20 protein-coding genes are annotated in these 18,370 nt (G+C 64.1%); 10 read left to right on the top strand and 10 right to left on the bottom strand.

The annotated features are described in order from the left end of the window. Positions 1–214: 214 nt before the first annotated feature. The gene (locus FY036_RS22665) at positions 215–2,002 is read left to right on the top strand and encodes a glucan ABC transporter ATP-binding protein/ permease (RefSeq protein ID WP_148916962.1); all 1,788 of its coding nucleotides are present in this window, start codon (positions 215–217) and stop codon (positions 2,000–2,002) included. Between the two features lie 65 nt (positions 2,003–2,067). Here FY036_RS22665 and bfr read toward each other — a convergent pair whose 3' ends face one another. The 3 genes from bfr to FY036_RS22650 are packed head-to-tail and all read right to left on the bottom strand — an operon-like array spanning position 2,068 to position 3,085. After that, a complete protein-coding gene (gene bfr, locus FY036_RS22660; RefSeq protein ID WP_148916961.1) occupies positions 2,068–2,553 on the bottom strand; it encodes a bacterioferritin in 486 nt (161 codons plus the stop codon). Then, positions 2,519–2,833, bottom strand: coding sequence for a (2Fe-2S)-binding protein (locus FY036_RS22655; RefSeq protein ID WP_148916960.1), 315 nt, complete (start codon positions 2,831–2,833; stop codon positions 2,519–2,521). The genes bfr and FY036_RS22655 overlap by 35 nt, the downstream gene beginning before the upstream one ends. A 45-nt stretch (positions 2,834–2,878) precedes the next feature. Further along, positions 2,879–3,085: a hypothetical protein gene (locus FY036_RS22650; protein WP_148916959.1), complete on the bottom strand. Its 207-nt coding sequence runs from the start codon at positions 3,083–3,085 to the stop codon at positions 2,879–2,881. 391 nt (positions 3,086–3,476) lie between these two features. Between FY036_RS22650 and FY036_RS22645 the strand changes: the two genes are divergently transcribed. The 4 genes from FY036_RS22645 to FY036_RS22630 all read left to right on the top strand — a co-directional run bounded on the left by FY036_RS22645 (position 3,477) and on the right by FY036_RS22630 (position 9,214). Further along, positions 3,477–4,670, top strand: a complete 1,194-nt coding sequence (locus FY036_RS22645; RefSeq protein ID WP_148916958.1) for an OpgC family protein — start codon at positions 3,477–3,479, stop codon at positions 4,668–4,670. Between the two features lie 42 nt (positions 4,671–4,712). Further along, positions 4,713–7,223 carry an ATP-dependent helicase HrpB gene (gene hrpB, locus FY036_RS22640; RefSeq protein ID WP_148916957.1) on the top strand — a complete coding sequence of 837 codons (2,511 nt, stop codon included), beginning with the start codon at positions 4,713–4,715 and terminating at the stop codon, positions 7,221–7,223. Between the two features lie 40 nt (positions 7,224–7,263). Further along, positions 7,264–8,580 (top strand): ActS/PrrB/RegB family redox-sensitive histidine kinase, encoded by a 1,317-nt coding sequence (locus FY036_RS22635; RefSeq protein ID WP_148916956.1) that lies wholly within the window; start codon positions 7,264–7,266, stop codon positions 8,578–8,580. A gap of 67 nt (positions 8,581–8,647) precedes the next feature. Next, on the top strand, positions 8,648–9,214 hold the full coding sequence (locus tag FY036_RS22630; RefSeq protein ID WP_148916955.1) for an ActR/PrrA/RegA family redox response regulator transcription factor: 567 nt from the start codon (positions 8,648–8,650) through the stop codon (positions 9,212–9,214). A 3-nt stretch (positions 9,215–9,217) separates the two neighbouring features. Here FY036_RS22630 and FY036_RS22625 read toward each other — a convergent pair whose 3' ends face one another. Next, positions 9,218–10,162 (bottom strand): nucleoside hydrolase, encoded by a 945-nt coding sequence (locus tag FY036_RS22625; RefSeq protein ID WP_148916954.1) that lies wholly within the window; start codon positions 10,160–10,162, stop codon positions 9,218–9,220. 118 nt (positions 10,163–10,280) lie between these two features. Between FY036_RS22625 and FY036_RS22620 the strand changes: the two genes are divergently transcribed. Then, positions 10,281–10,706: an Hsp20 family protein gene (locus FY036_RS22620; RefSeq protein WP_148916953.1), complete on the top strand. Its 426-nt coding sequence runs from the start codon at positions 10,281–10,283 to the stop codon at positions 10,704–10,706. Between the two features lie 78 nt (positions 10,707–10,784). Further along, positions 10,785–11,042, top strand: a complete 258-nt coding sequence (locus FY036_RS22615; protein ID WP_148916952.1) for a BQ00720 family protein — start codon at positions 10,785–10,787, stop codon at positions 11,040–11,042. A 69-nt stretch (positions 11,043–11,111) separates the two neighbouring features. On the opposite strand, the gene ptsN is transcribed toward FY036_RS22615, so the two are convergent. The 6 genes from ptsN to lptC form a co-directional block, all read right to left on the bottom strand. Continuing rightward, on the bottom strand, positions 11,112–11,576 hold the full coding sequence (gene ptsN / locus FY036_RS22610) for a PTS IIA-like nitrogen regulatory protein PtsN (RefSeq protein WP_148916951.1): 465 nt from the start codon (positions 11,574–11,576) through the stop codon (positions 11,112–11,114). Positions 11,577–11,651: 75 nt separating this feature from the next. Further along, positions 11,652–12,236, bottom strand: a complete 585-nt coding sequence (hpf, locus tag FY036_RS22605) for a ribosome hibernation-promoting factor, HPF/YfiA family (protein WP_148916950.1) — start codon at positions 12,234–12,236, stop codon at positions 11,652–11,654. Between the two features lie 238 nt (positions 12,237–12,474). Further along, the gene (rpoN, locus tag FY036_RS22600) at positions 12,475–13,998 is read right to left on the bottom strand and encodes an RNA polymerase factor sigma-54 (RefSeq protein WP_148916949.1); all 1,524 of its coding nucleotides are present in this window, start codon (positions 13,996–13,998) and stop codon (positions 12,475–12,477) included. A gap of 192 nt (positions 13,999–14,190) precedes the next feature. Beyond that, positions 14,191–14,904 carry an LPS export ABC transporter ATP-binding protein gene (gene lptB / locus FY036_RS22595; RefSeq protein ID WP_148917159.1) on the bottom strand — a complete coding sequence of 238 codons (714 nt, stop codon included), beginning with the start codon at positions 14,902–14,904 and terminating at the stop codon, positions 14,191–14,193. A gap of 104 nt (positions 14,905–15,008) precedes the next feature. Next, positions 15,009–15,557, bottom strand: coding sequence for an LptA/OstA family protein (locus tag FY036_RS22590; RefSeq protein WP_148916948.1), 549 nt, complete (start codon positions 15,555–15,557; stop codon positions 15,009–15,011). Continuing rightward, positions 15,547–16,269, bottom strand: a complete 723-nt coding sequence (gene lptC, locus FY036_RS22585) for an LPS export ABC transporter periplasmic protein LptC (protein WP_148916947.1) — start codon at positions 16,267–16,269, stop codon at positions 15,547–15,549. The genes FY036_RS22590 and lptC overlap by 11 nt, the downstream gene beginning before the upstream one ends. A 308-nt stretch (positions 16,270–16,577) precedes the next feature. Between lptC and sppA the strand changes: the two genes are divergently transcribed. The 3 genes from sppA to FY036_RS22570 all read left to right on the top strand — a co-directional run bounded on the left by sppA (position 16,578) and on the right by FY036_RS22570 (position 18,256). After that, complete coding sequence (gene sppA / locus FY036_RS22580) at positions 16,578–17,552, top strand: signal peptide peptidase SppA (protein WP_148916946.1); 975 nt, start codon at positions 16,578–16,580, stop codon at positions 17,550–17,552. A gap of 62 nt (positions 17,553–17,614) precedes the next feature. Then, positions 17,615–17,899 (top strand): integration host factor subunit beta, encoded by a 285-nt coding sequence (locus FY036_RS22575; RefSeq protein WP_148916945.1) that lies wholly within the window; start codon positions 17,615–17,617, stop codon positions 17,897–17,899. A gap of 30 nt (positions 17,900–17,929) precedes the next feature. Then, complete coding sequence (locus FY036_RS22570) at positions 17,930–18,256, top strand: LapA family protein (RefSeq protein WP_148916944.1); 327 nt, start codon at positions 17,930–17,932, stop codon at positions 18,254–18,256. Positions 18,257–18,370: the final 114 nt, after the last annotated feature.

The following is an 18,370-nucleotide window of genomic DNA, read 5'->3' as shown; positions in this document are numbered from 1 at the left end:
CGGGCATCGAGCCCGGATTGCGCCGCCCTTCTGACATTTTATTTATATTTCAGAATGTTACGGGATCACGATCCGTAAACTCCTGTCGTTTTTGTTGACGAAACGGGGGCAACGAAAAGGCGTGATTCCCATTGATGAAATTCAGGCGGAGGCATAGCGTCCGCGATTGTGCACCGCAGCAAGGGACGCTGTCAGAGCAACACAGGATAGCCAGTTGTCACTTTTCCAAATCTACTGGAGGGCCATGAGTTACCTCGCAGCCGAAAGGCAGCGGGTGGCCGTCATCTGTATTGCCAACGTCGCCCTGGCGGCGGCGATGATCGCCGAGCCAATTCTGTTCGGCCGGATCATCGAGGCCATTTCTCAAGAGCAGAACATCGTCACGCAGATCGCCATGTGGGCGGGACTGGGTCTCTTTAACATCGTAGCCTTCGTGCTGGTGGCGCGCGGCGCGGACAGGCTCGCACACAAGCGCCGCGTGGACGTACTGGGCGATTCCTTCGAGAAGGTCATCACCATGCCGCTCGCCTGGCATCACCGCCATGGCACGTCGCATTCCCTGCACACGCTGCTTCGCGCCATGGAGACGCTGTTCTCGCTGTGGCTCGAATTCATGCGCCAGCATCTGTCGACCGCCGTCGCGCTGCTGCTTCTCATCCCGACCGCCCTGACGCTCGACTGGCGCATGGCGGGCGTGCTGCTGTTTCTGGGCGCTTCCTATGTCGCGATCAGCCGCGCAGTGATGGCGCGCACCAAGGAAGGGCAGGCGCAGGTCGAGCGGCACTACCACAAGGTTTTTGCCCATGTGAGCGATTCCATCAGCAACATCTCGGTGTTGCAGAGCTATGGCAGGCTGGCGCACGAGACGGCGGCGCTGCGCCGCTACACCGACGACCTCATCGGCGCGCAGTTTCCGGTGCTGAACTGGTGGGCGCTGGCCAGCGCGCTGCAGCGCCTGTCGGCCACGATCTCGATGATGATCGTTCTCATCATCGGTGCGTTCCTCGTTCAGAACGGCCACCTGCGCATCGGCGATGTCGTCGCCTTTGCCGGTTTCGCGACGCTGCTGATCGGTCGTCTCGACCAGGTGACGGCGTTCGTGAATCAAGTCTTCGAGGCGCGCGCCAGGCTCGAGCCGTTCTATGCGCTCGAGGATTCGGTGGGCGACCGTTCAGAGCCGCTGGGCACGCGCCCGATCGGCCGGGTGTCCGGCGACGTAGTGTTCGACGATGTCTCGTTCCAGTTCCCCGATTCGGGCGAGGGCGTATTCGACATCTCGTTCAGCGTCGCGGCGGGCCAGACCGTTGCGATCGTGGGCCCGACGGGCGCCGGCAAGACGACTCTCATCAACCTGCTTCAGCGCGTGTTCGATCCCAAGTCGGGTTCGATCCGGGTGGACGGCATCGACACGCGCACGGTGACGCGCAAGTCGCTGCGCGACCAGATCGCCACGGTGTTTCAGGACGCGGGCCTGCTGAACCGTTCGATCGAGGCGAACATTCGCCTCGGCCGCTCGGACGCCGAGTATGACGAGGTGCATGAAGCAGCCGTTGCGGCCGCCGCGCAGGACTTCATCCTCGCCAAGAGCGACGGCTACGACACTGTCGTCGGCGAACGCGGCTCGCAGCTTTCGGGTGGCGAGCGCCAGCGGATCGCCATTGCGCGCGCCGTGCTGAAGGATGCGCCCATCCTGGTGCTCGACGAGGCGACCAGCGCGCTGGACGTGGAGACGGAAAACAAGGTGAAGGACGCGATCGACCGACTGCGCCGGAACCGCACCACCTTCGTCATCGCCCACAGGCTTTCGACCGTATGCGATGCCGACATGGTGATCTTCATGGACAAGGGCCGTATCGTGGAGATGGGCGGCTTCCAGGAGCTCGCCTCGCGCGACAATGGTCGCTTCGCCTCGCTGTTGCGTGCCGGCGGTCTGCTGGACGACAAGGATCGTCTGCGCGCTGTGCCCTTCAGGGCGCCGGAGTTGTCGCCCGAAGCCGCGTAGCAAGGGTTTCGTACGTGTAGAAAAAAGGGCTTCCGGCGAAACCGGAAGCCCTTTGTCGTTGCAGCCTATTCGGCTTCGTCGGCAGAGGCGGCGTTGAGCTGGCCGTACTTCTGTTCGCCGATCTGCTCGTAGAGTTCGAGCTGGGTCTCGAGGAAGTCGATATGGCCTTCCTCATCCTGAAGCAGTTCCTCGAACAGCTTCATCGTCACGTAGTCGCCGAGTTCCTGGCAAATCTCGCGCGACTTCTTGTAGGAGGTGCGGGCGTCGTATTCGCCGGCGAGGTCGGCCTCCAGCACTTCCTTGACGTTCTGGCCGATGCGCAGGGCGCCGACCTTCTGCAGGTTGGGATGACCTTCAAGGAAGATGATGCGCTCGATGATCTTGTCGGCGTGATGCATCTCCTCGATGGATTCCTCACGCTCCTTCTTGGCGAGCTTCGCGTATCCCCAGTCGTCCAGAAGCCGGTAGTGCAGCCAATACTGGTTGACCGCTCCCAGCTCGAGAAACAGGGCTTCGTTAAGCCGCTCGATGATCCGTTTTTCGCCCTTCATGACTGCTGCTCCCGTACTGGCCGCGCAAACCACGCACGCGGTCCAGGAATGGCACGATCTCTGTCTCACCACCCTCGCCGAGACGGCGATGATAGTCTTCGGTTACCCGAATGATCGTTTCCACCACATTTGGGAAGCAGCCGCAACAGCGACCGCGCTTCTTGAGCGCATGATACACCTTCGCAGGCACGATGAGCTGCCACGGATCGCTGTCGAGCAGGCCGACGATCGTCTGCTCGATTTCTTTTTCGGTAATCAGGTTGCAGTGGCAGACCAGCATTTGCCTACTCGATGGCTAGGCCGCCGAAGGGAGCGGCCGGGCTCTTCATTGCGGGTTCGTCGCGCTCGGGCTCGCGGCATCGTATTGAATATGGGTTGCAGACACCTTGATGTCATCGACCGAGGCCCGCGCATGCCTCACCTCGCTCACGGCGGGCAGCAGGAAGATGGCGGCGGTGAGCGCGGCTGTGGCCAGCAGAGGCGACATCGCTGCAAAGCGGCGCCGCGCATCCGCAGCGGAAATCAGGCGCAAGCCTGAAGGCACAATGTAATGATTTGCACGGACATGCCGCGCCGGGAGCGTTTGCATCGCTGCCTCCAATCGAAAGGGTTCAAGGCCCAGACATCAAAGGGTGCGCCTCTTGGCGCAGCGCACATAAACAACGTCAGGGGTGGGCTTGTCAATTCAAACCTGACAAAACCCCTCAAGGATCAATAGGTTGGAACAATTCTAAACTTATCACGGCGCGCGGCAGGGGGGGCTTCTGTAACCTTCGGCTACCGAAAGTGAATGCGAAGCGGGAGCCGAATCGGGCCTCGAGACTTATCCGTCACGACACTGCCTGATTGTTTGTCCTCAAATGAAATCGAAGGGATGAAACGGTCGGGCGAAAAGCCCGATCGCTCTTATGGTTTGAACGCGTATGAACATTCCTTCCGCGCCGGTGCGCGATACCAGAATTGACGTGATACGGGCGATTGCGCTCATCACCATCTTCATCAATCACGTGCCTGGCAATCCGCTCGAACCGTTGACGTCTAAGAACTTCGGTTTCTCCGATGCGGCGGAGGCGTTCGTCCTCATTTCGGGCGTATCGGCTGCGCTGGCCTACGGGCTGAAGTTTCGCCCCGGCACGTCGCTGGTAACGACGTTGAAGATGTGGCGGCGCGCGGGCGTGCTCTACATGGCGCAACTCGGCACGACGATGGCCACTCTGGGCATCTTCGCCTTCTTCGCCATCCATTTTTCCGCGCCCGAACTGCTGGAAAAGATCAACATCACTCAGGTGATGGAGAACACGGCTGCATCGCTGGTCGGTCTCGTCACCTTCGGCCACCAACTAGGCTACAACAACATCCTGTCGATGTATGCGGTGGTGCTGCTGGTGGTGCCCGGCCTGCTGCTTATCGGCCGCCACAGCCTGCTCAACATGGTCGCCGTATCCGGCCTGATCTGGCTTGCGGCAGGGCTGTTCAGGATCGGTCCGCCCAACTTCCCCAACGAAGGCATCTGGTTCCTCAACCCGCTATCGTGGCAGTTCCTGTTCGTGATCGGCCTGGCCGCCACCATGCACGTAAAGCGCGGCGGCTCGCTGCCGACGCATCCGTGGCTGATCGGCGCGGCCGTGACCTACCTCGTGGTTTCGCTCGCCTGGGTGCAAATTCCCCTGTGGGGCATCAACACATCCATGGGCCTTCCCATGGTGCTGACCGGCTTCGACAAGACCTATCTGTCGGCCCCGCGCCTGCTGCACGTGCTTTCGGCCGGCTACCTTGTCGCAGTTCTGCCGCAGATATCGGCGCTGGCGCGCCGCTCGGCAGACAATCCGCTGGCGGTTATGGGGAGGCAGGCGCTGCCGGTGTTCGTTGCGGGCACGATCCTGTCCATGGTGGCGCAGGCATGGCGCATCGTCCACGAGCCGACCTTGATGGGCGACATCGCCATCATAGCCGCTGGCGTGGCGGCGCAGTTCGCGTTGGCCTACTACATCGAGTGGTATCGCCGCCTCGTGCGCAACGCCAAGGCGGCGACGACCGCCGTCCCAGCCGTGTTCGGACCGCCGCCACAGCCGGTGGCGAAACCCGTTGTCGCGCGCCGAAAGCCGGAGATGGCCTGACGCCGACACTGGCCGTTCGCGCCGTCATCGTGCATATCGCGCATGATGACGACGCAACTGCCATCCCTGCCGGTTACCGAGGCGCTGCCTGCGCTGCTGAATGCGCTTTCCAACGGCGCAAGCGCGGTGCTGGTCGCACCGCCCGGAGCCGGCAAGACCACGCTGGTGCCGCTCGCCCTTCTTGGCGAGGCGTGGCGTGGCGAAGGTCGCATCCTGCTTCTCGAACCGCGAAGGCTGGCCGCGCGCGCCGCGGCACGGCGTATGGCCTCGCTTCTGGGCGAGGAGCCCGGCGGTACCGTCGGCTATGCGATGCGCATGGAAAACCGCGTGTCGGAGCGCACGAAGATACTGGTCGTCACCGAGGGGGTGCTGTCGCGCATGATCCTCGAAGACGCCGAGTTGCAGGGCGTCTCGGCCGTCATCTTCGACGAGTTTCACGAGCGGTCGCTTGACGGCGATTTCGGGCTGGCGCTGGCGCTAGACGTGCAGGGCGCGCTGCGGCCCGATTTGCGGCTGCTGGTGATGTCGGCCACCATCGACGGCGCGCGCGTGGCAGGCCTGCTGGGCGATGCCCCGGTGGTGACGAGCGAAGGGCGCTCCTTTCCCGTCGAACTGCGCCATCGCGAGCGCAGCGCCGACATGCGCATCGAAGAGGCGATGGCCACCGCGTGCCGGGATATGCTGGCGCAGGAGACCGGCAGCGTGCTTGCGTTCCTGCCCGGCCAGCGCGAGATCGAGCGCACCGCCGAGCTTTTGTCGGGACGTTTGCCCGAAAACGTCGATGTGGCCCCCTTGTTCGGCGGGCTGGACGGCAGGGCGCAGGACGCCGCCATCCGTCCCGCGCCGCCCGGCCGCCGCAAGCTCGTTCTGGCCACCGCGATTGCGGAAACCTCGATCACCATCGACGGGGTGCGCGTCGTGATCGACAGTGGCTTGTCGCGGTTGCCCAAATACGAGCCGGCAACCGGCCTGACACGGCTGGAGACGGTTCGTGTCAGCCGGGCTTCGGCCGACCAGCGAGCGGGGCGCGCCGGCCGCACCGAGCCCGGCGTCGCCCTGCGCCTGTGGCGTGCCGAACAGACGGCAGCGCTTCCCGCCTTCACCCCGCCGGAAATTCTCGAAGCCGACCTGTCGGGTCTTCTGCTCGACTGTGCGGCCTTCGGCGTCAACGATCCCGCCTCGCTGGCTTTTCTCGATCCTCCGCCCGCCCCTGCGCTTGCGGAGGCACGGGACCTGCTGGTCGAGCTCCATGCCATCGACGATGCGGGGCGGTTGACGTCGACGGGAAAGGCTATGCGTCGCCTGTCGCTGCCTGTCAGGCTCGCCCACATGGTCGCCGGCGCGAAAGACGGGGTTGCGGCTGCGCAGATCGCCATGCTTCTGACCGAGCGCGGGCTGGGCGGCACAAGCGTCGACCTGGACAACCGGCTTTCGCGCTTTCGCGCCGATCGTTCGCCGCGCGCGCAGGCGGCAAGGAAGATGGCGGAAAGGATCGGGCGGTCGGCAGCTCACGGACGCGCGCACGCGGCATCACCCCCACCCCTCACCCCTCCCCACAAGGGGGAGGGGGATTCTGAGAAGCTGACGGCTTCCACCGGCGCCCTGCTGCTGCTCGCCTATCCCGACCGGGTGGCGAAGGCGCGGGGCGAGTATGGCCGGTTCGTGCTGGCTAACGGGCGAGGTGCGATGCTCGACGCGGCCGATCCGCTGGCCAGTCAGGAGTTTCTCGTCGTCGCGGATTTGCAGGGCAAGGCGCAGAATGCGCGCATCGCCTCGGCGGCGGCCGTGTCGGAAGACGAGGTGCGCACGCTGCTTGCCGACCGCCTCGAGACCGCGACGGAAACCGTCTTCGACCGCGAGCGGCGAGCCGTGCGCGTGCGCGAGACGGTGCGGCTGGGCGCCATAAGGCTGTCGGAACGCCAGCTGCCGGCGCCGAAAGGGGTGCAGGCGGACCGGGCGGTTATCGACGCCTTGCGCGAGCATGGGCTGGGCCTTCTAGACTGGGAGAAGGGGCCGCAGACGCTGCGTCGCAGACTCGCCTGGCTGCACCGGGGGCTGGGCTCGCCATGGCCGGACATGAGCGACGATGCGCTGCTGGGCGGACTGGATGATTGGCTGCTTCCGTTTCTGTCGGGTGAGGCCAATCTGGCTCGCATAGACGGGCAGACCCTGTCGAACGGGCTGATGTCGCGCGTGCCGCACGATCTCCAGCGAAGGATCAACGATCTTGCGCCGACGCATTTCGACGCGCCGTCGGGCAGCTCGGTGCCGATCCGCTACGAGGAGGATCAGCCCGTTCTGGCTATCCGCGTGCAGGAACTGTTCGGCCTCGATCGGCATCCTTCGATTGCCAGTGGCAAGGTGCCGCTGACGCTCGAGCTTCTTTCGCCCGCGCACAGGCCGATCCAGACGACGCGAGACCTGCCCGGTTTCTGGCGCGGCTCCTGGGCCGATGTGCGCGCCGACATGCGCGGTCGCTACCCCAAGCATGTCTGGCCGGAGAACCCGCTGGAAGCCGCAGCGACCAGCCGCGCCAAGCCGCGCGGCAAATAGAACATGGCGCAAGCGCGCCGCAGCGCCTATAGCTGCCGGCATGCTAGAAAGACTGGGCAGACCCGACCCCCTGCAAATCCACCATCTGCGCCTCAACACGCTGATCCGCCTGCGCTGGCTGGCGATCATCGGGCAGAGCGCGGCGGTGCTCATCGTCGCCTACGGGCTGGAGTTTCCGCTGCCCGTCAGCATGTGTTTCGCGCTGATCGCCCTGTCGGCCTGGCTCAACCTGTTCCTGGCTTTTCGCTATCCGGCGACGCACCGTCTGCCGCCGCGCTTCGCGCTGGGCATCCTGCTGTTCGATGCGCTTCAGCTCGGAGGCCTGCTCTTTATGACCGGTGGGCTGACCAACCCGTTCTCGCTGCTGATGACGGTCCCCGTCGTCATTTCCGCGACCTCGCTGCCGGCGCGCTGGACGCTGCTTCTGGGGCTTGCTGTGGTGGCGATGGCGTCGTTGCTGGTGTTTTTCCACCTGCCGCTGCCGTGGTTTCCCGGCATCGACCTGTCCATGCCGTTTATCTATGTCGCCGGCATGTGGATGGCGGTCGTGTCGTCCATCGCCTTTACCGCGATCTACGCCTATCGCGTGGCGGAGGAAGCGCGGCTGCTGGCAAATGCGCTGTCAGCCACCGAACTCGTGCTTCAGCGCGAGCAGCACCTGTCGGCGCTGGACGGGCTTGCGGCTGCGGCGGCCCACGAACTCGGCACGCCGCTCGCTACCATCGCGCTGGTGGCCAAGGAGATGGAGCGCGCGCTGGGGTCCGATTCCCGCTTTCGCGAAGACGTCGTGCTGCTGCGCTCGCAGTCGGAGCGCTGCCGCGAAATCCTCAAGCGGCTGACCAGCCTCTCCTCGGAGAGCGAGGAACACATGGCGCGCCTGCCGATCACCTCGCTCATCGAGGAGGTCATCGCGCCGCATCGCGATTTCGGCATCAGGATAGTGCTCGAACCGGGCGAACGGCAGGGAGCCGAGCCCGTAGGCAGGCGCAACCCCGGCGTCATTTACGGCCTTGGCAATCTCGTCGAAAACGCGGTCGACTTCGCGCGCGAGACGGTGGTGCTGAGCTGGCGCTGGAGCGAAACGCGCGTCGAACTGACGCTCGTCGATGACGGGCCCGGCTTTCCCGCCGAGATCATCGACCGCATCGGCGAGCCCTATATGACCAAGCGGCCTGCCGGTGAAGGCGGGCGCGGGCTGGGCCTTGGCCTGTTCATCGCCAAGACGCTGCTGGAGCGGTCGGGCGCGACGGTGACGTTCGGCAATGCCGGTGAACCGGGCAAGGGCGCGCTGGTGCGCATCTCGTGGCCGCGCGCGGCGTTCCTGTCGTCGGGCGGGCGCGCGGAACTCGCCTACTGACGGCGGGTAAATTTGAAATCGGCGCGATTTCGCCTAATAAGAAGAAAAACCCACAGGAAGACACGCAATGAACGAAGAAACCGCCATAGACGCTGCTGAAATCCTTGGTGCGGACCGTTCGCTGCTCATCGTCGAGGACGACAAGCCTTTCCTCACGCGGCTGGCCCGCGCCATGGAAGGACGCGGCTTCACGGTCGATACGGCCGAGAGCGTCGAGGAAGCCGTCGGCAAGGTTCGGGCTTCGGCCCCTGCCTATGCCGTGGTGGACATGCGGCTGGGCGACGGCAACGGGCTCGACGTGGTCGCCGCGATCCGCGAGAAGCGCGACGACGCGCGCACCGTCATTCTCACCGGTTACGGCAACATCGCCACCGCAGTCACCGCGGTGAAGCTGGGCGCGATCGACTATCTCTCCAAGCCGGCCGACGCCGACGACGTGTTCGCAGCGCTGACCCGCACCTCGGGCGAGAAGGCCGCGCCGCCGGAAAACCCGATGTCGGCCGACCGCGTGCGCTGGGAGCATATCCAGCGCGTCTACGAGATGTGCGACCGCAACGTGTCGGAGACCGCGCGGCGGCTGAACATGCACCGCCGCACGCTCCAGCGTATCCTGGCGAAACGCGCGCCCCGCTAGCCCTCAAAGCCTGCCAAGCCGTTCCGTCAGCAGTGCGAAGAAGCCGTCATGGTCGATGTCGAGCATGACGAGGGCGTTCTTTGGCCTGTCGGTGACGATGCCCCACCAGTCGATGACGGTTGCGCCCATCGTCAGCTCCGAAATGGTCTCGATGGCGACGTTGCACTGCCGGCCGGAGAACAGCTCGGGCTTGATGAGATAGGCGATCACGCAGGGGTCGTGCAGCGGGCCGCCGTCGGTGCCGTATTTTTCTTCGTCGTAGCGCTCGAAGAAGTCGAGGAGCTGGGCGGTCGCCGTGCCGACCTTCGTGCCCATCGACCGAAAGGCATCGATGCGCGACTGTGTCGTCAGGGCCTTGTGGGTAACGTCGAGCGGCATCATCACGATCGGCGCGCCGGAACTAAAGACGATGTCTGCCGCATGCGGATCGACATAGATGTTGAACTCGGCTGACGGCGTGACATTGCCCTGCTCGAAGTAGCCGCCGCCCATCAGCACGATTTTGGCAATGCGAGAAACGATGGCCGGCTCGCGGATCATCGCAAGCGCGATGTTGGTGAGCGGGCCCAGCGGGCAAAGCGTGACGGTGCCTTCAGGTTCGCGCATCAGCGTCTCCACGATGAAATCGACACCGTGCTGGGGCTCAAGCTTCATCGACGGCTCGGGCAAATCCGGTCCGTCGAGCCCGGTGCGGCCGTGCACATGCTCGGCAGTGACCAGCGGACGCATGAGAGGACGCACCGCGCCGGCAAACACGCGGGTCTGCGGCTTGCCTGCGAGTTCGCAGATCTTGCGCGCGTTCTTTTCGGTCAGCGCCAGCGGCACGTTGCCGGCCACCGCGGTGATGCCGAGCACCTCCAGTTCCGGGCTGGCGAGCGCCAGCAGGATGGCTACCGCATCGTCCTGGCCCGGATCGGTGTCGATGATGATCTTGTGCGTCTGCGCCACAGCGTTTCCCTTGCCGTTTGTTCTTGAACTCGAAAAGCCGGCGGACCATATCAAGGGCACAGGCGAAAACGCCATCCGGGTTTGCGCCTTTCCACGTCGCTCTTTCGAGGACAAGCATATGACGCGCATGACGCCCTTCTCGAGCCCGCTGCTGCTGGGTTTCGACACCATCGAAAAGACGCTCGAACGCGTCGCCAAGAATGGCGACGGCTATCCGCCCTACAATATCGAGCGCCTGAGGGGCGAGAACGAAGCCGGGGACAGGTTGCGCATAACGCTGGCAGTGGCCGGCTTCTGCGACGCCGACCTTGAAGTAACCGTCGAGGACAACGAACTGATCGTCCGCGGTCGCCAGACCGACGATTCGCAACGCGAGTTTCTGCACCGTGGCATTGCCGCACGGCAGTTTCAGCGTGTGTTCGTGCTGGCTGACGGCATGAAGGTGGCGGGTGCGGAGCTGAAGAACGGGCTTCTCGCGATAGACCTCGACCGGCCGGAACCCGAACGGCTGGTACGGAAAATAAACATTTCGGTGAAAGACTAAGTTCCGGCCCGTCCGGAACCCAACGGCTCTGCTGCGGGTTGGTCAAAGAGACGCCCCGCTGAAGCGTAGGAGGCTGACATGACTGCCAGTGAAGAACGCAATATCCTTACCGATGCCGAGCTCGCTCATCTGGGCGAGGGCACCGTAGCCTATCTCAAGGAAATCGACAGCGAAGAGCTGCGGGGCAAGTTTCCGGGCATGCCGGAAATCGAGCCGGGCACCAAGCTGTGGGCCGTGTTCGCGGCCGATGGACGCCCGATCATGCTGACCGACGCGCGAGACACCGCGCTGGCCGGCGTGCTGCAGAACGACCTGACCCCCGTCAGCATCCACTGACGAGGCAGGCCCGGAACGGCAAAGGCGGCCCAGCGGCCGCCTTGCGGGGTATTTCCTTAAAGGTGAGCGTTATGCCGCGTGAGACGCGGGCGCCTGAGACAGGAAGGTGTGGATCGCCGCGGCGTCTTTCGTGCCCCTGATCTTGCCGACGATATCGCCATCGCGCAGCACACGAGCAATCCTCGACAGCGCCTTGAGATGATCTGCGCCGGCACCTTCGGGTGCCAAAAGCAGGAAGACGAGGTCGACCGGCTGGTCGTCCAGCGCCTCGAAATCGACAGGGGCTTCGAGCCGCGCGAAGATGCCGGTAATCCGCTCTATGCCCGGCAGCTTGCCGTGAGGAATGGCGATGCCGTTGCCGACGCCGGTCGAGCCGAGGCGCTCGCGCTGGAGGATCGTGTCGAAGACCTCCCGTTCGGGAAGCCCGGTGACCGCAGCGGCCTTTTCGGCGAGGAGTTGCAGGAGCTGCTTCTTGGAATTGGCCTTCAAGGCCGGCATCACTGCCGAAACCTCGATCAGATCGCTGAGATCCATTTTCTTGTTATCCCTTTGCTCTGCCTGTTTCCCGCGACGCAAGCCCCCGCCTGCGGTCCGGCCGAGATGTTGCGGCTAGGAGGCCCTGGCGGCCGCTGCCGAGGAAGTGTCTATCCAGCCGATATTCCCGTCGGCCCGGCGGTAGACGACATTGACGTGCTCGTTGCCCGCGTTGCGGAAGATGAAGACGGGGCTGTCCTTGGTGTCGAGTTCGATGACTGCGGAAGCCACCGACATGGTGCGCAGCGCCATGGTCGATTCAGCGACGATCGCAGGTGCGTAGTCTTCCGGCACCTCGTCATCCTCTTCGGCGACGGGCGCCATGACGCGGTAGTCTAGATCGATGCCGTCCACGGACATCGCCGGGGCATGCGACTTGAGACGGCGCTTGTAGCGCCGAAGACGTTTCTCGATACGCTCGGCTGCCGCGTCGAAAGCGAGTTGCGGATCCTGAGCCTGGCCAGTGGCCTGGAGCGCCATGCCCGTATCCAGGCGAACCATGCAATCTGCGGTAAAGCGCGATCCCGATTTTTCAACCGTGACGTGCCCGGCAAATCCACCATCGAAATATTTGACGATAGCTTCGCCGACACGTCCTTCGATCTTCGAACGGAAAGCGTCGCCGATTTCCATGTGCTTACCAGAGATACGCAGGCTCATATGAAACGGACCTTCTCTTGTGCTTTTTCCGACGGTTGAGAGTTTATACCTGTGGTCGGTACACACAAGGTTTTTGGCGGCTTATGGACCGGTTTCGGGCTTCATCCTTCAAGAACCCCGTGTCCCTGCGGTGCGCTATCGCATGCTTTCGCCGGGCGACCCGCCTTATGCGGGCGGGCTTCTAGTCACTTCGTCTAAGATTGTCAATGAAGCTCTAAAAAACGGCTTCCGGACCGGCTCAGGCGCCCGCCGACGCAAGGGCCCGCTTTTCACGGCGGCGCTGCACGGATGAGGGTATGCTCATGCCTTCGCGGTATTTTGCGACCGTTCGCCGCGCTATATCGACGCCCCCACGCTTGAGAATATCCACGATCGCGTCGTCGGACAGGACGTCGAGCGGCTTTTCGGCCTCGATGAGTTCGCGGATGCGGTCGCGCACCGCTTCGGACGAATGCGCATCGCCGCCCTCCGCCGACGCGATGGCCACGGAAAAGAAATAGCGCAGCTCGAACACGCCGCGCGGCGTCATCATGTACTTGTTGGCTGTGACGCGGCTGACGGTCGATTCGTGCATGCCGATGGCGTCGGCGACCATGCGCAGGTTCAGCGGCCGCAGATGGCGTATGCCGTGAAGCAGGAAGGCATCCTGCTGGCGAACGATTTCGCTGGCCACCTTGAGGATCGTGCGTGCCCGCTGGTCGAGGCTGCGCGTCAGCCAGTTGGCGGTCTGCAGGCATTCGGCGAGGAAATCCTTTTCGCCCTGGTTCGCCGTGTGCTTGGAGACGGTGTTGAAATAGCTCTGGTTGACGAGCACGCGTGGTAGCGTGTCGGGGTTGAGCTCGACCGCCCAACTCCCGTCGCTCGCCTGCCGGACCATGACATCCGGAACCACCGTGGCGGCCGTACCGCCCGTGAAGGCAAAGCCCGGCCGCGGATCGAGGGCGCGGATCTCGGCCAGCATGTCGAGCAGGTCATCGTCGTCGACGCGGCACAACCGGCGAAGCTGGGCGAAATCGCGCCTCGCCAGCAGTTCGAGATTGGCGACCATGGCCTGCATGGCAGGGTCGAAGCGGTCCCGCGCCTTGAGCTGGAGTGCCAGGCATTCGGCCAGGTCGCGAGCGAACAGGCCGGGTGGATCGAAAGTCTGGCAGGACGCGAGCACGCCGGATACCACTTCGGCCTCCACGCCAAGGCGTTCCGCGACTTCCGCGACATCGACGCGCGCGTACCCGGCTTCGTCCAGCGTATCGGCCAGTTCGCCGGCGATCAGCTGCTTCGCGGGATCGCGGAAGGCGAAGGCGATCTGCTCTGCGACATGATCGCGAAGGGTGAGGCTGCCGGCAGCCATGTCCTCGATGTCGAAACCTTCGCCGCTGCCGCCACTTCCCGAAAGCGCGGACTTCCATTGCGCCGCGAGATCGGGAGAGAGGTTCTCCGCCGGCCCCGGATCGTCGGGAAAGACGTTCTCCATGGAGGTATCCAGCCGCTCCGACATCGTTTGCGCGCTGGCGTCGGCGGCTTCGAACATGCGGTCGAGGCCGGTGGCTTCTTCTATCGGACCGGTTTCGCGGTCGGGCTCGGGAAGCGGTTCGTCGCCCTGGCCGTCAGTGCGCTCCAGCAGCGGGTTCTTCTCGATCTCTTCCTCGATGAAGCGCTCAAGCTCGACATGGGTAAGCTGCAGCAGCCGGATGGACTGCATGAGCTGGGGCGTCATCACCAGCGACTGCGACTGGCGCAACTGCAATTTGGCGCTGAGTGCCATTGCGAACTCTACCCACCCACGCTTTCAACCCGCAACGAGACCAGGACGCCCGCTGACTTGCGGCCGAATGAAACTGGCCCGGTGTTTGCATGTCAAGCGTATCGGGGTTGAAATTCACTTACCGCAGGCAAGGACGGGTCCAGAATGCTCGCCGAAGACGCCCGGCAGGCCTGAAATCCGCGTGCAAGGTATCTAAAGCGTAAACTGCTCGCCGAGATAGAGGCGGCGGACGTCCGGGTTTTCAACGATTTCGGACGGCAGGCCGTGCGTCAGCACCTGCCCGGCGTGGATGATGTAGGCGCGCTCTACCAGACCCAGGGTCTCGCGCACATTGTGATCGGTGATCAGCACGCCGATGCCACGCTTTGTCAGGTGGCGCACAAGCTGCTGGATGTCGGAAACCGCGATGGGATCGACGCCGGCGAAGGGCTCGTCCAGCAGCATGAAATTGGGATTGGACGCCAGTGCCCGCGCGATCTCCAGCCTGCGCCGCTCGCCGCCCGACAGGGCGATGGAGGGCGCCTTGCGCAGGTGCGAGATGTGGAACTCCTCCAGCAGTTCGTCCAGCCGGTGTTCGCGCGCCTTGCGGCTCTTCTCCGTCACCTCGAGAATGGCGCGGATGTTGTTTTCGACAGACAGCCCGCGGAAGATCGAGGCTTCCTGCGGCAGATAGCCTATGCCGAGGCGCGCCCGGCGATACATCGGCATGGATGTGACGTCGTAGCCGTCGATCTCGATCGTGCCGTGATCCACCGGCACCAACCCGGTGACCATGTAGAAGCAGGTGGTCTTGCCGGCGCCGTTGGGACCGAGAAGGCCGACGGCCTCGCCGGCGCGCACGCCGAACGACACGCCGCTGACGACCTGCCGGCCCTTGTAGCTCTTGGTCAGGCCGCGCGCGATCATCGTGCCCTTGAAGCGCTGGCGGTCGGCGCGCACGGGTGCTGCCGTCGCGGTCCGGGGGGCGAGACGGTCTGTCAGGCGCTTTAGAAAGGCAGGCGATTTCGCCACTAGCGATCCTGCGAGCCGGGCTTGAGCAACATCTTCACACGCCCGCTGCTGCCCTGCTGGCCCGCACAGCCGTCGAGCGTCGCCAGTCCGGTCGACATCTGGACGGTGAGCTTGCAGCCAACGACAACGTTGTCGCCCTCGGTCAGCACCACTTCCCTGCCGGAAAGGACCAGCACCTCGCTGCGCATGTCGAAGCTGCCGCTGTCGCCGGTGGCAACCTGGGTCTCCGACTTGACGTAGACCTTGCCTTCGACTTCGAGACGGTCGATGTCGGCGGAACCGGTGGTCGCGGAGCCGCCCTCGGTATTGTAGTGCACGGTCATCTTGCCCGAGCGCAGCAGGGTCGGACCCTGCACGACGGACACGTTGCCGGTGAAGATGGCGATGCCGTCATTTTCACGCACCTCGAGATGGTCGCTCTCGATCTGGATCGGCTTGTCGCCGTCGAGCTTGAGGCCGGTAAGACGGCCTGCTTCCTGCGCGAATACGAAGGATGGAGACGCCACGAGCAGCAATGCCGCAATCGCGGCGCGGCCATCAATTCTCATTCGTCTCTTCCCCCCTGGCATGCGCGGCGGTCTGCAGGCGCTTCGCGTCGATTTCCATACGGACGCGGTTTTCGAAGATCATCACCGCACCCTTGTCCCTGACGCGCATGGAATCGGCTTCGATGCGCGCGCCGTCAAGGGTTATGTCGACCGGTTCCTCGGTGTCCAGATTGCCTGCGCCGATATCGACCACCGCGGACCGCAGCAGGGCGCGTATGCCGGTGTCCGTCTCGAAGGTGATGTCGCTGTCGAGACCCAGCGTGTTGGCGTCACGGTCGAGCACGCCGCTCTTGGCCGCGACAGTGATCCAGTTCTTGGCGTCGAATGGCAGCTTTGCGTCGATGCCTTCAAGATCGATCTTGCTGGCGTTGCCGATGTCCTGGATCGCCCGCTGGGCCGTCATGGAATAGGCGCGGTTGTCGCGCGTGAAGCCGTCGAGCTTGGGATCGGACATGACGAGGCGCCCGCCCTCGATGGCGGTCTCACCCAGATTGACCGAGACGCCGCCGCCGGGATTCGCCAGCCACGATTTGCCGACGAACACGACGACCATGAGCATCGCTGCCACCGGCAGGACGAACTTGAGCAGCCGCACGCGACCGGAGTGACGGCGCGCTCGCCTGAAAGCGTCTTCGACGCGGGTTTCCTGCGCGAGGGGCGTGGCCGCCGTTTGCGCGTTGCCCAAGGGCTTGTACGCTGCAGAAATGGTCATCCCCTGTCGTTTCGAGGTCCGAAATGTCGCCGGTATCGCGACGCCGGTAAGGCGTCTGTCCGTCGCTCTGCGTTTTTGCTCCGCCGCCTCTCACGACGGGACCGCAAGGGCAAGGCGAATGATCATCCGCGAGTTACACTCCAATATGGTAATTTTTGGATAAACTCGCCTATGCCATAATATAGGCGCTCCAGCTGGATTGACCAAGGGGCATGTAGCCGACGCGTCAAGCTGCCTCTTCCAACCGACCCACCACTTACACTACAAGGCTGCGTGAGGGCGGACAGGCACACGCAGAGAGGCGCGTCATGGCAGACCGTGCAGACGACATCATCGACCGCAGGCGGCTGCGCCGCAAGCTGACATTCTGGCGGGTCGCCGCCTTCCTGTTCGTCGCGCTTGCCGTGGCGGCCGTTGCCTCCTGGTCGATGCGCGACAGGGTGGGTGGGGCGAGCATCAACCATATCGCCAAGGTCAAGATCGAGGGAACGATCACCGAGGACGACGAACTGCTGAGACGGCTGGAGCGCATAGGCGAGGCCGACCGGGTGCAGGGCGTCATCCTTTCGATCAACTCGCCCGGCGGCACGACGGCCGGTGGCGAGGCCATCTACGAGGCGGTACGCAAGCTGGCCGCCGAAAAGCCGGTGGTGGCACAGGTGGGCACGCTGGCCGCATCCGCCGGCTACATGATCGCCAGCGCCAGCGACCACATCGTGGCGCGCCAGTCGTCCATCGTCGGCTCCATCGGCGTGCTGGTGCAGTTTCCAGACGTCAGCCAGCTTATGGAAAACATCGGCGTGAAGGTGGAGGGCGTAAAGTCGTCGCCGCTCAAGGCGGAGCCGTCGCCGTTCACGCCCACGACGGAAGAAGAACGTGCCATGCTGCGCGCGCTGGTGATGGACAGCTACGACTGGTTCGTCGGCCTGGTGGAGGAGCGCCGCCCGCTCAGCCGCGCCGAAGTGCTGGCTGTCGCGGACGGCTCGATCTTCACCGGAAGGCAGGCGCTCCAGCGCAAGCTCGTGGACGGGCTGGGTGGCGAGCAGGAAGCGATCGACTGGCTGGCGACAAAGGGTGTGGACGCGGAATTGTCGGTCGTCGAATGGAAGTCGACCGAAAGCGGCGGGCTGTTTTCGCCATGGTCGGCTGCCGAAGCCACGGCGCGCCTGTTGGGCTTCGACAGCGTCGGGAGCGACCTTGCCCGCAAGCTGGGTGCCGACCGCTTGTTCCTTGACGGGCTGCTATCGGTCTGGCAACCTGACCCTGGCGCCATCGGCGACTGAAAAAACCAAGCAAAAACACTTGCATAAACGATAAACAGCGCTTTCAGCGGGGAGCTTCTTCGATGATAAAGTCCGAACTCGTGCAGACGATCGCCAATCGAAATCCGCATCTGTTTCTGCGCGATGTGGAGAATATCGTGAACGCGATCTTCGAGGAGATCACCGACGCGCTCGCCTCTGGCAACCGCGTCGAGTTGCGCGGCTTCGGTGCGTTCTCTGTCAAGAATCGTCCCGCACGCGTCGGCCGCAACCCGCGCACCGGCGAATCCGTCGAGGTCGAGGAGAAGTGGGTTCCCTTCTTCAAGACGGGCAAGGAACTGCGAGAGCGCCTCAACGACGACAAGTAGAAGGCCGCGTTCGCGCGGCTGGAGCATGACATGCTGAACCGCTTCATGACCATCGTGGTCTTCATCCCGCTCGCCATCGTGCTGGTGGCGCTTGCCGTCGCCAATCGCGCGCCTGTGGCCTTCACGATCGATCCGTTCAACCCCGGCAATCCGGGGCTGACGGTTTCGCTGCCGCTGTTCATCTATCTGTTTGCCGCGCTGGCGCTGGGGCTCGTGGTCGGTAGCCTGGCGACTTGGTTCAAGCAAGCGCGCTACCGCAAGCTGGCCCGCCAGCGCGAGGCCGACCTGGCGGTTGCCGCGCGCAAGCCCGATGAAGCCACCACGGCCCACGCCGCCCTGCCGCGTTCCGGTGTCTGAGCCCGTGGCGCACGGCCTGTGCCTCCGCGCGAGCCGCAATCCACCTTGCTCGTGAGGATGCATCGCCGCTGGTTGCTGTTACCTCCAATGCGGCGCAACGATGCGGCAAGCCGC

This window comes from Neoaquamicrobium microcysteis (assembly GCF_008180155.1).
Lineage (GTDB): Bacteria > Pseudomonadota > Alphaproteobacteria > Rhizobiales > Rhizobiaceae > Aerobium > Aerobium microcysteis.
The sequence above is the reverse complement of the archived record's forward strand: the minus strand, read 5'-3'. Positions and strand labels throughout refer to the sequence as shown.

Bases quoted from the DNA above. Each gene is read 5' to 3' on its own strand.
- bfr (WP_148916961.1), bottom strand. From the start codon at position 2,553: ATGAAGGGCGAAAAACGGATCATCGAGCGGCTTAACGAAGCCCTGTTT.
- FY036_RS22655 (WP_148916960.1), bottom strand. From the start codon at position 2,833: ATGCTGGTCTGCCACTGCAACCTGATTACCGAAAAAGAAATCGAGCAG.
- FY036_RS22645 (WP_148916958.1), top strand. From the start codon at position 3,477: ATGAACATTCCTTCCGCGCCGGTGCGCGATACCAGAATTGACGTGATA.
- hrpB (WP_148916957.1), top strand. From the start codon at position 4,713: ATGATGACGACGCAACTGCCATCCCTGCCGGTTACCGAGGCGCTGCCT.
- FY036_RS22635 (WP_148916956.1), top strand. From the start codon at position 7,264: ATGCTAGAAAGACTGGGCAGACCCGACCCCCTGCAAATCCACCATCTG.
- FY036_RS22630 (WP_148916955.1), top strand. From the start codon at position 8,648: ATGAACGAAGAAACCGCCATAGACGCTGCTGAAATCCTTGGTGCGGAC.
- FY036_RS22620 (WP_148916953.1), top strand. From the start codon at position 10,281: ATGACGCGCATGACGCCCTTCTCGAGCCCGCTGCTGCTGGGTTTCGAC.
- FY036_RS22615 (WP_148916952.1), top strand. From the start codon at position 10,785: ATGACTGCCAGTGAAGAACGCAATATCCTTACCGATGCCGAGCTCGCT.
- ptsN (WP_148916951.1), bottom strand. From the start codon at position 11,576: ATGGATCTCAGCGATCTGATCGAGGTTTCGGCAGTGATGCCGGCCTTG.
- hpf (WP_148916950.1), bottom strand. From the start codon at position 12,236: ATGAGCCTGCGTATCTCTGGTAAGCACATGGAAATCGGCGACGCTTTC.
- rpoN (WP_148916949.1), bottom strand. From the start codon at position 13,998: ATGGCACTCAGCGCCAAATTGCAGTTGCGCCAGTCGCAGTCGCTGGTG.
- lptB (WP_148917159.1), bottom strand. From the start codon at position 14,904: ATGATCGCGCGCGGCCTGACCAAGAGCTACAAGGGCCGGCAGGTCGTC.
- FY036_RS22590 (WP_148916948.1), bottom strand. From the start codon at position 15,557: ATGAGAATTGATGGCCGCGCCGCGATTGCGGCATTGCTGCTCGTGGCG.
- lptC (WP_148916947.1), bottom strand. From the start codon at position 16,269: ATGACCATTTCTGCAGCGTACAAGCCCTTGGGCAACGCGCAAACGGCG.
- sppA (WP_148916946.1), top strand. From the start codon at position 16,578: ATGGCAGACCGTGCAGACGACATCATCGACCGCAGGCGGCTGCGCCGC.
- FY036_RS22575 (WP_148916945.1), top strand. From the start codon at position 17,615: ATGATAAAGTCCGAACTCGTGCAGACGATCGCCAATCGAAATCCGCAT.
- FY036_RS22570 (WP_148916944.1), top strand. From the start codon at position 17,930: ATGCTGAACCGCTTCATGACCATCGTGGTCTTCATCCCGCTCGCCATC.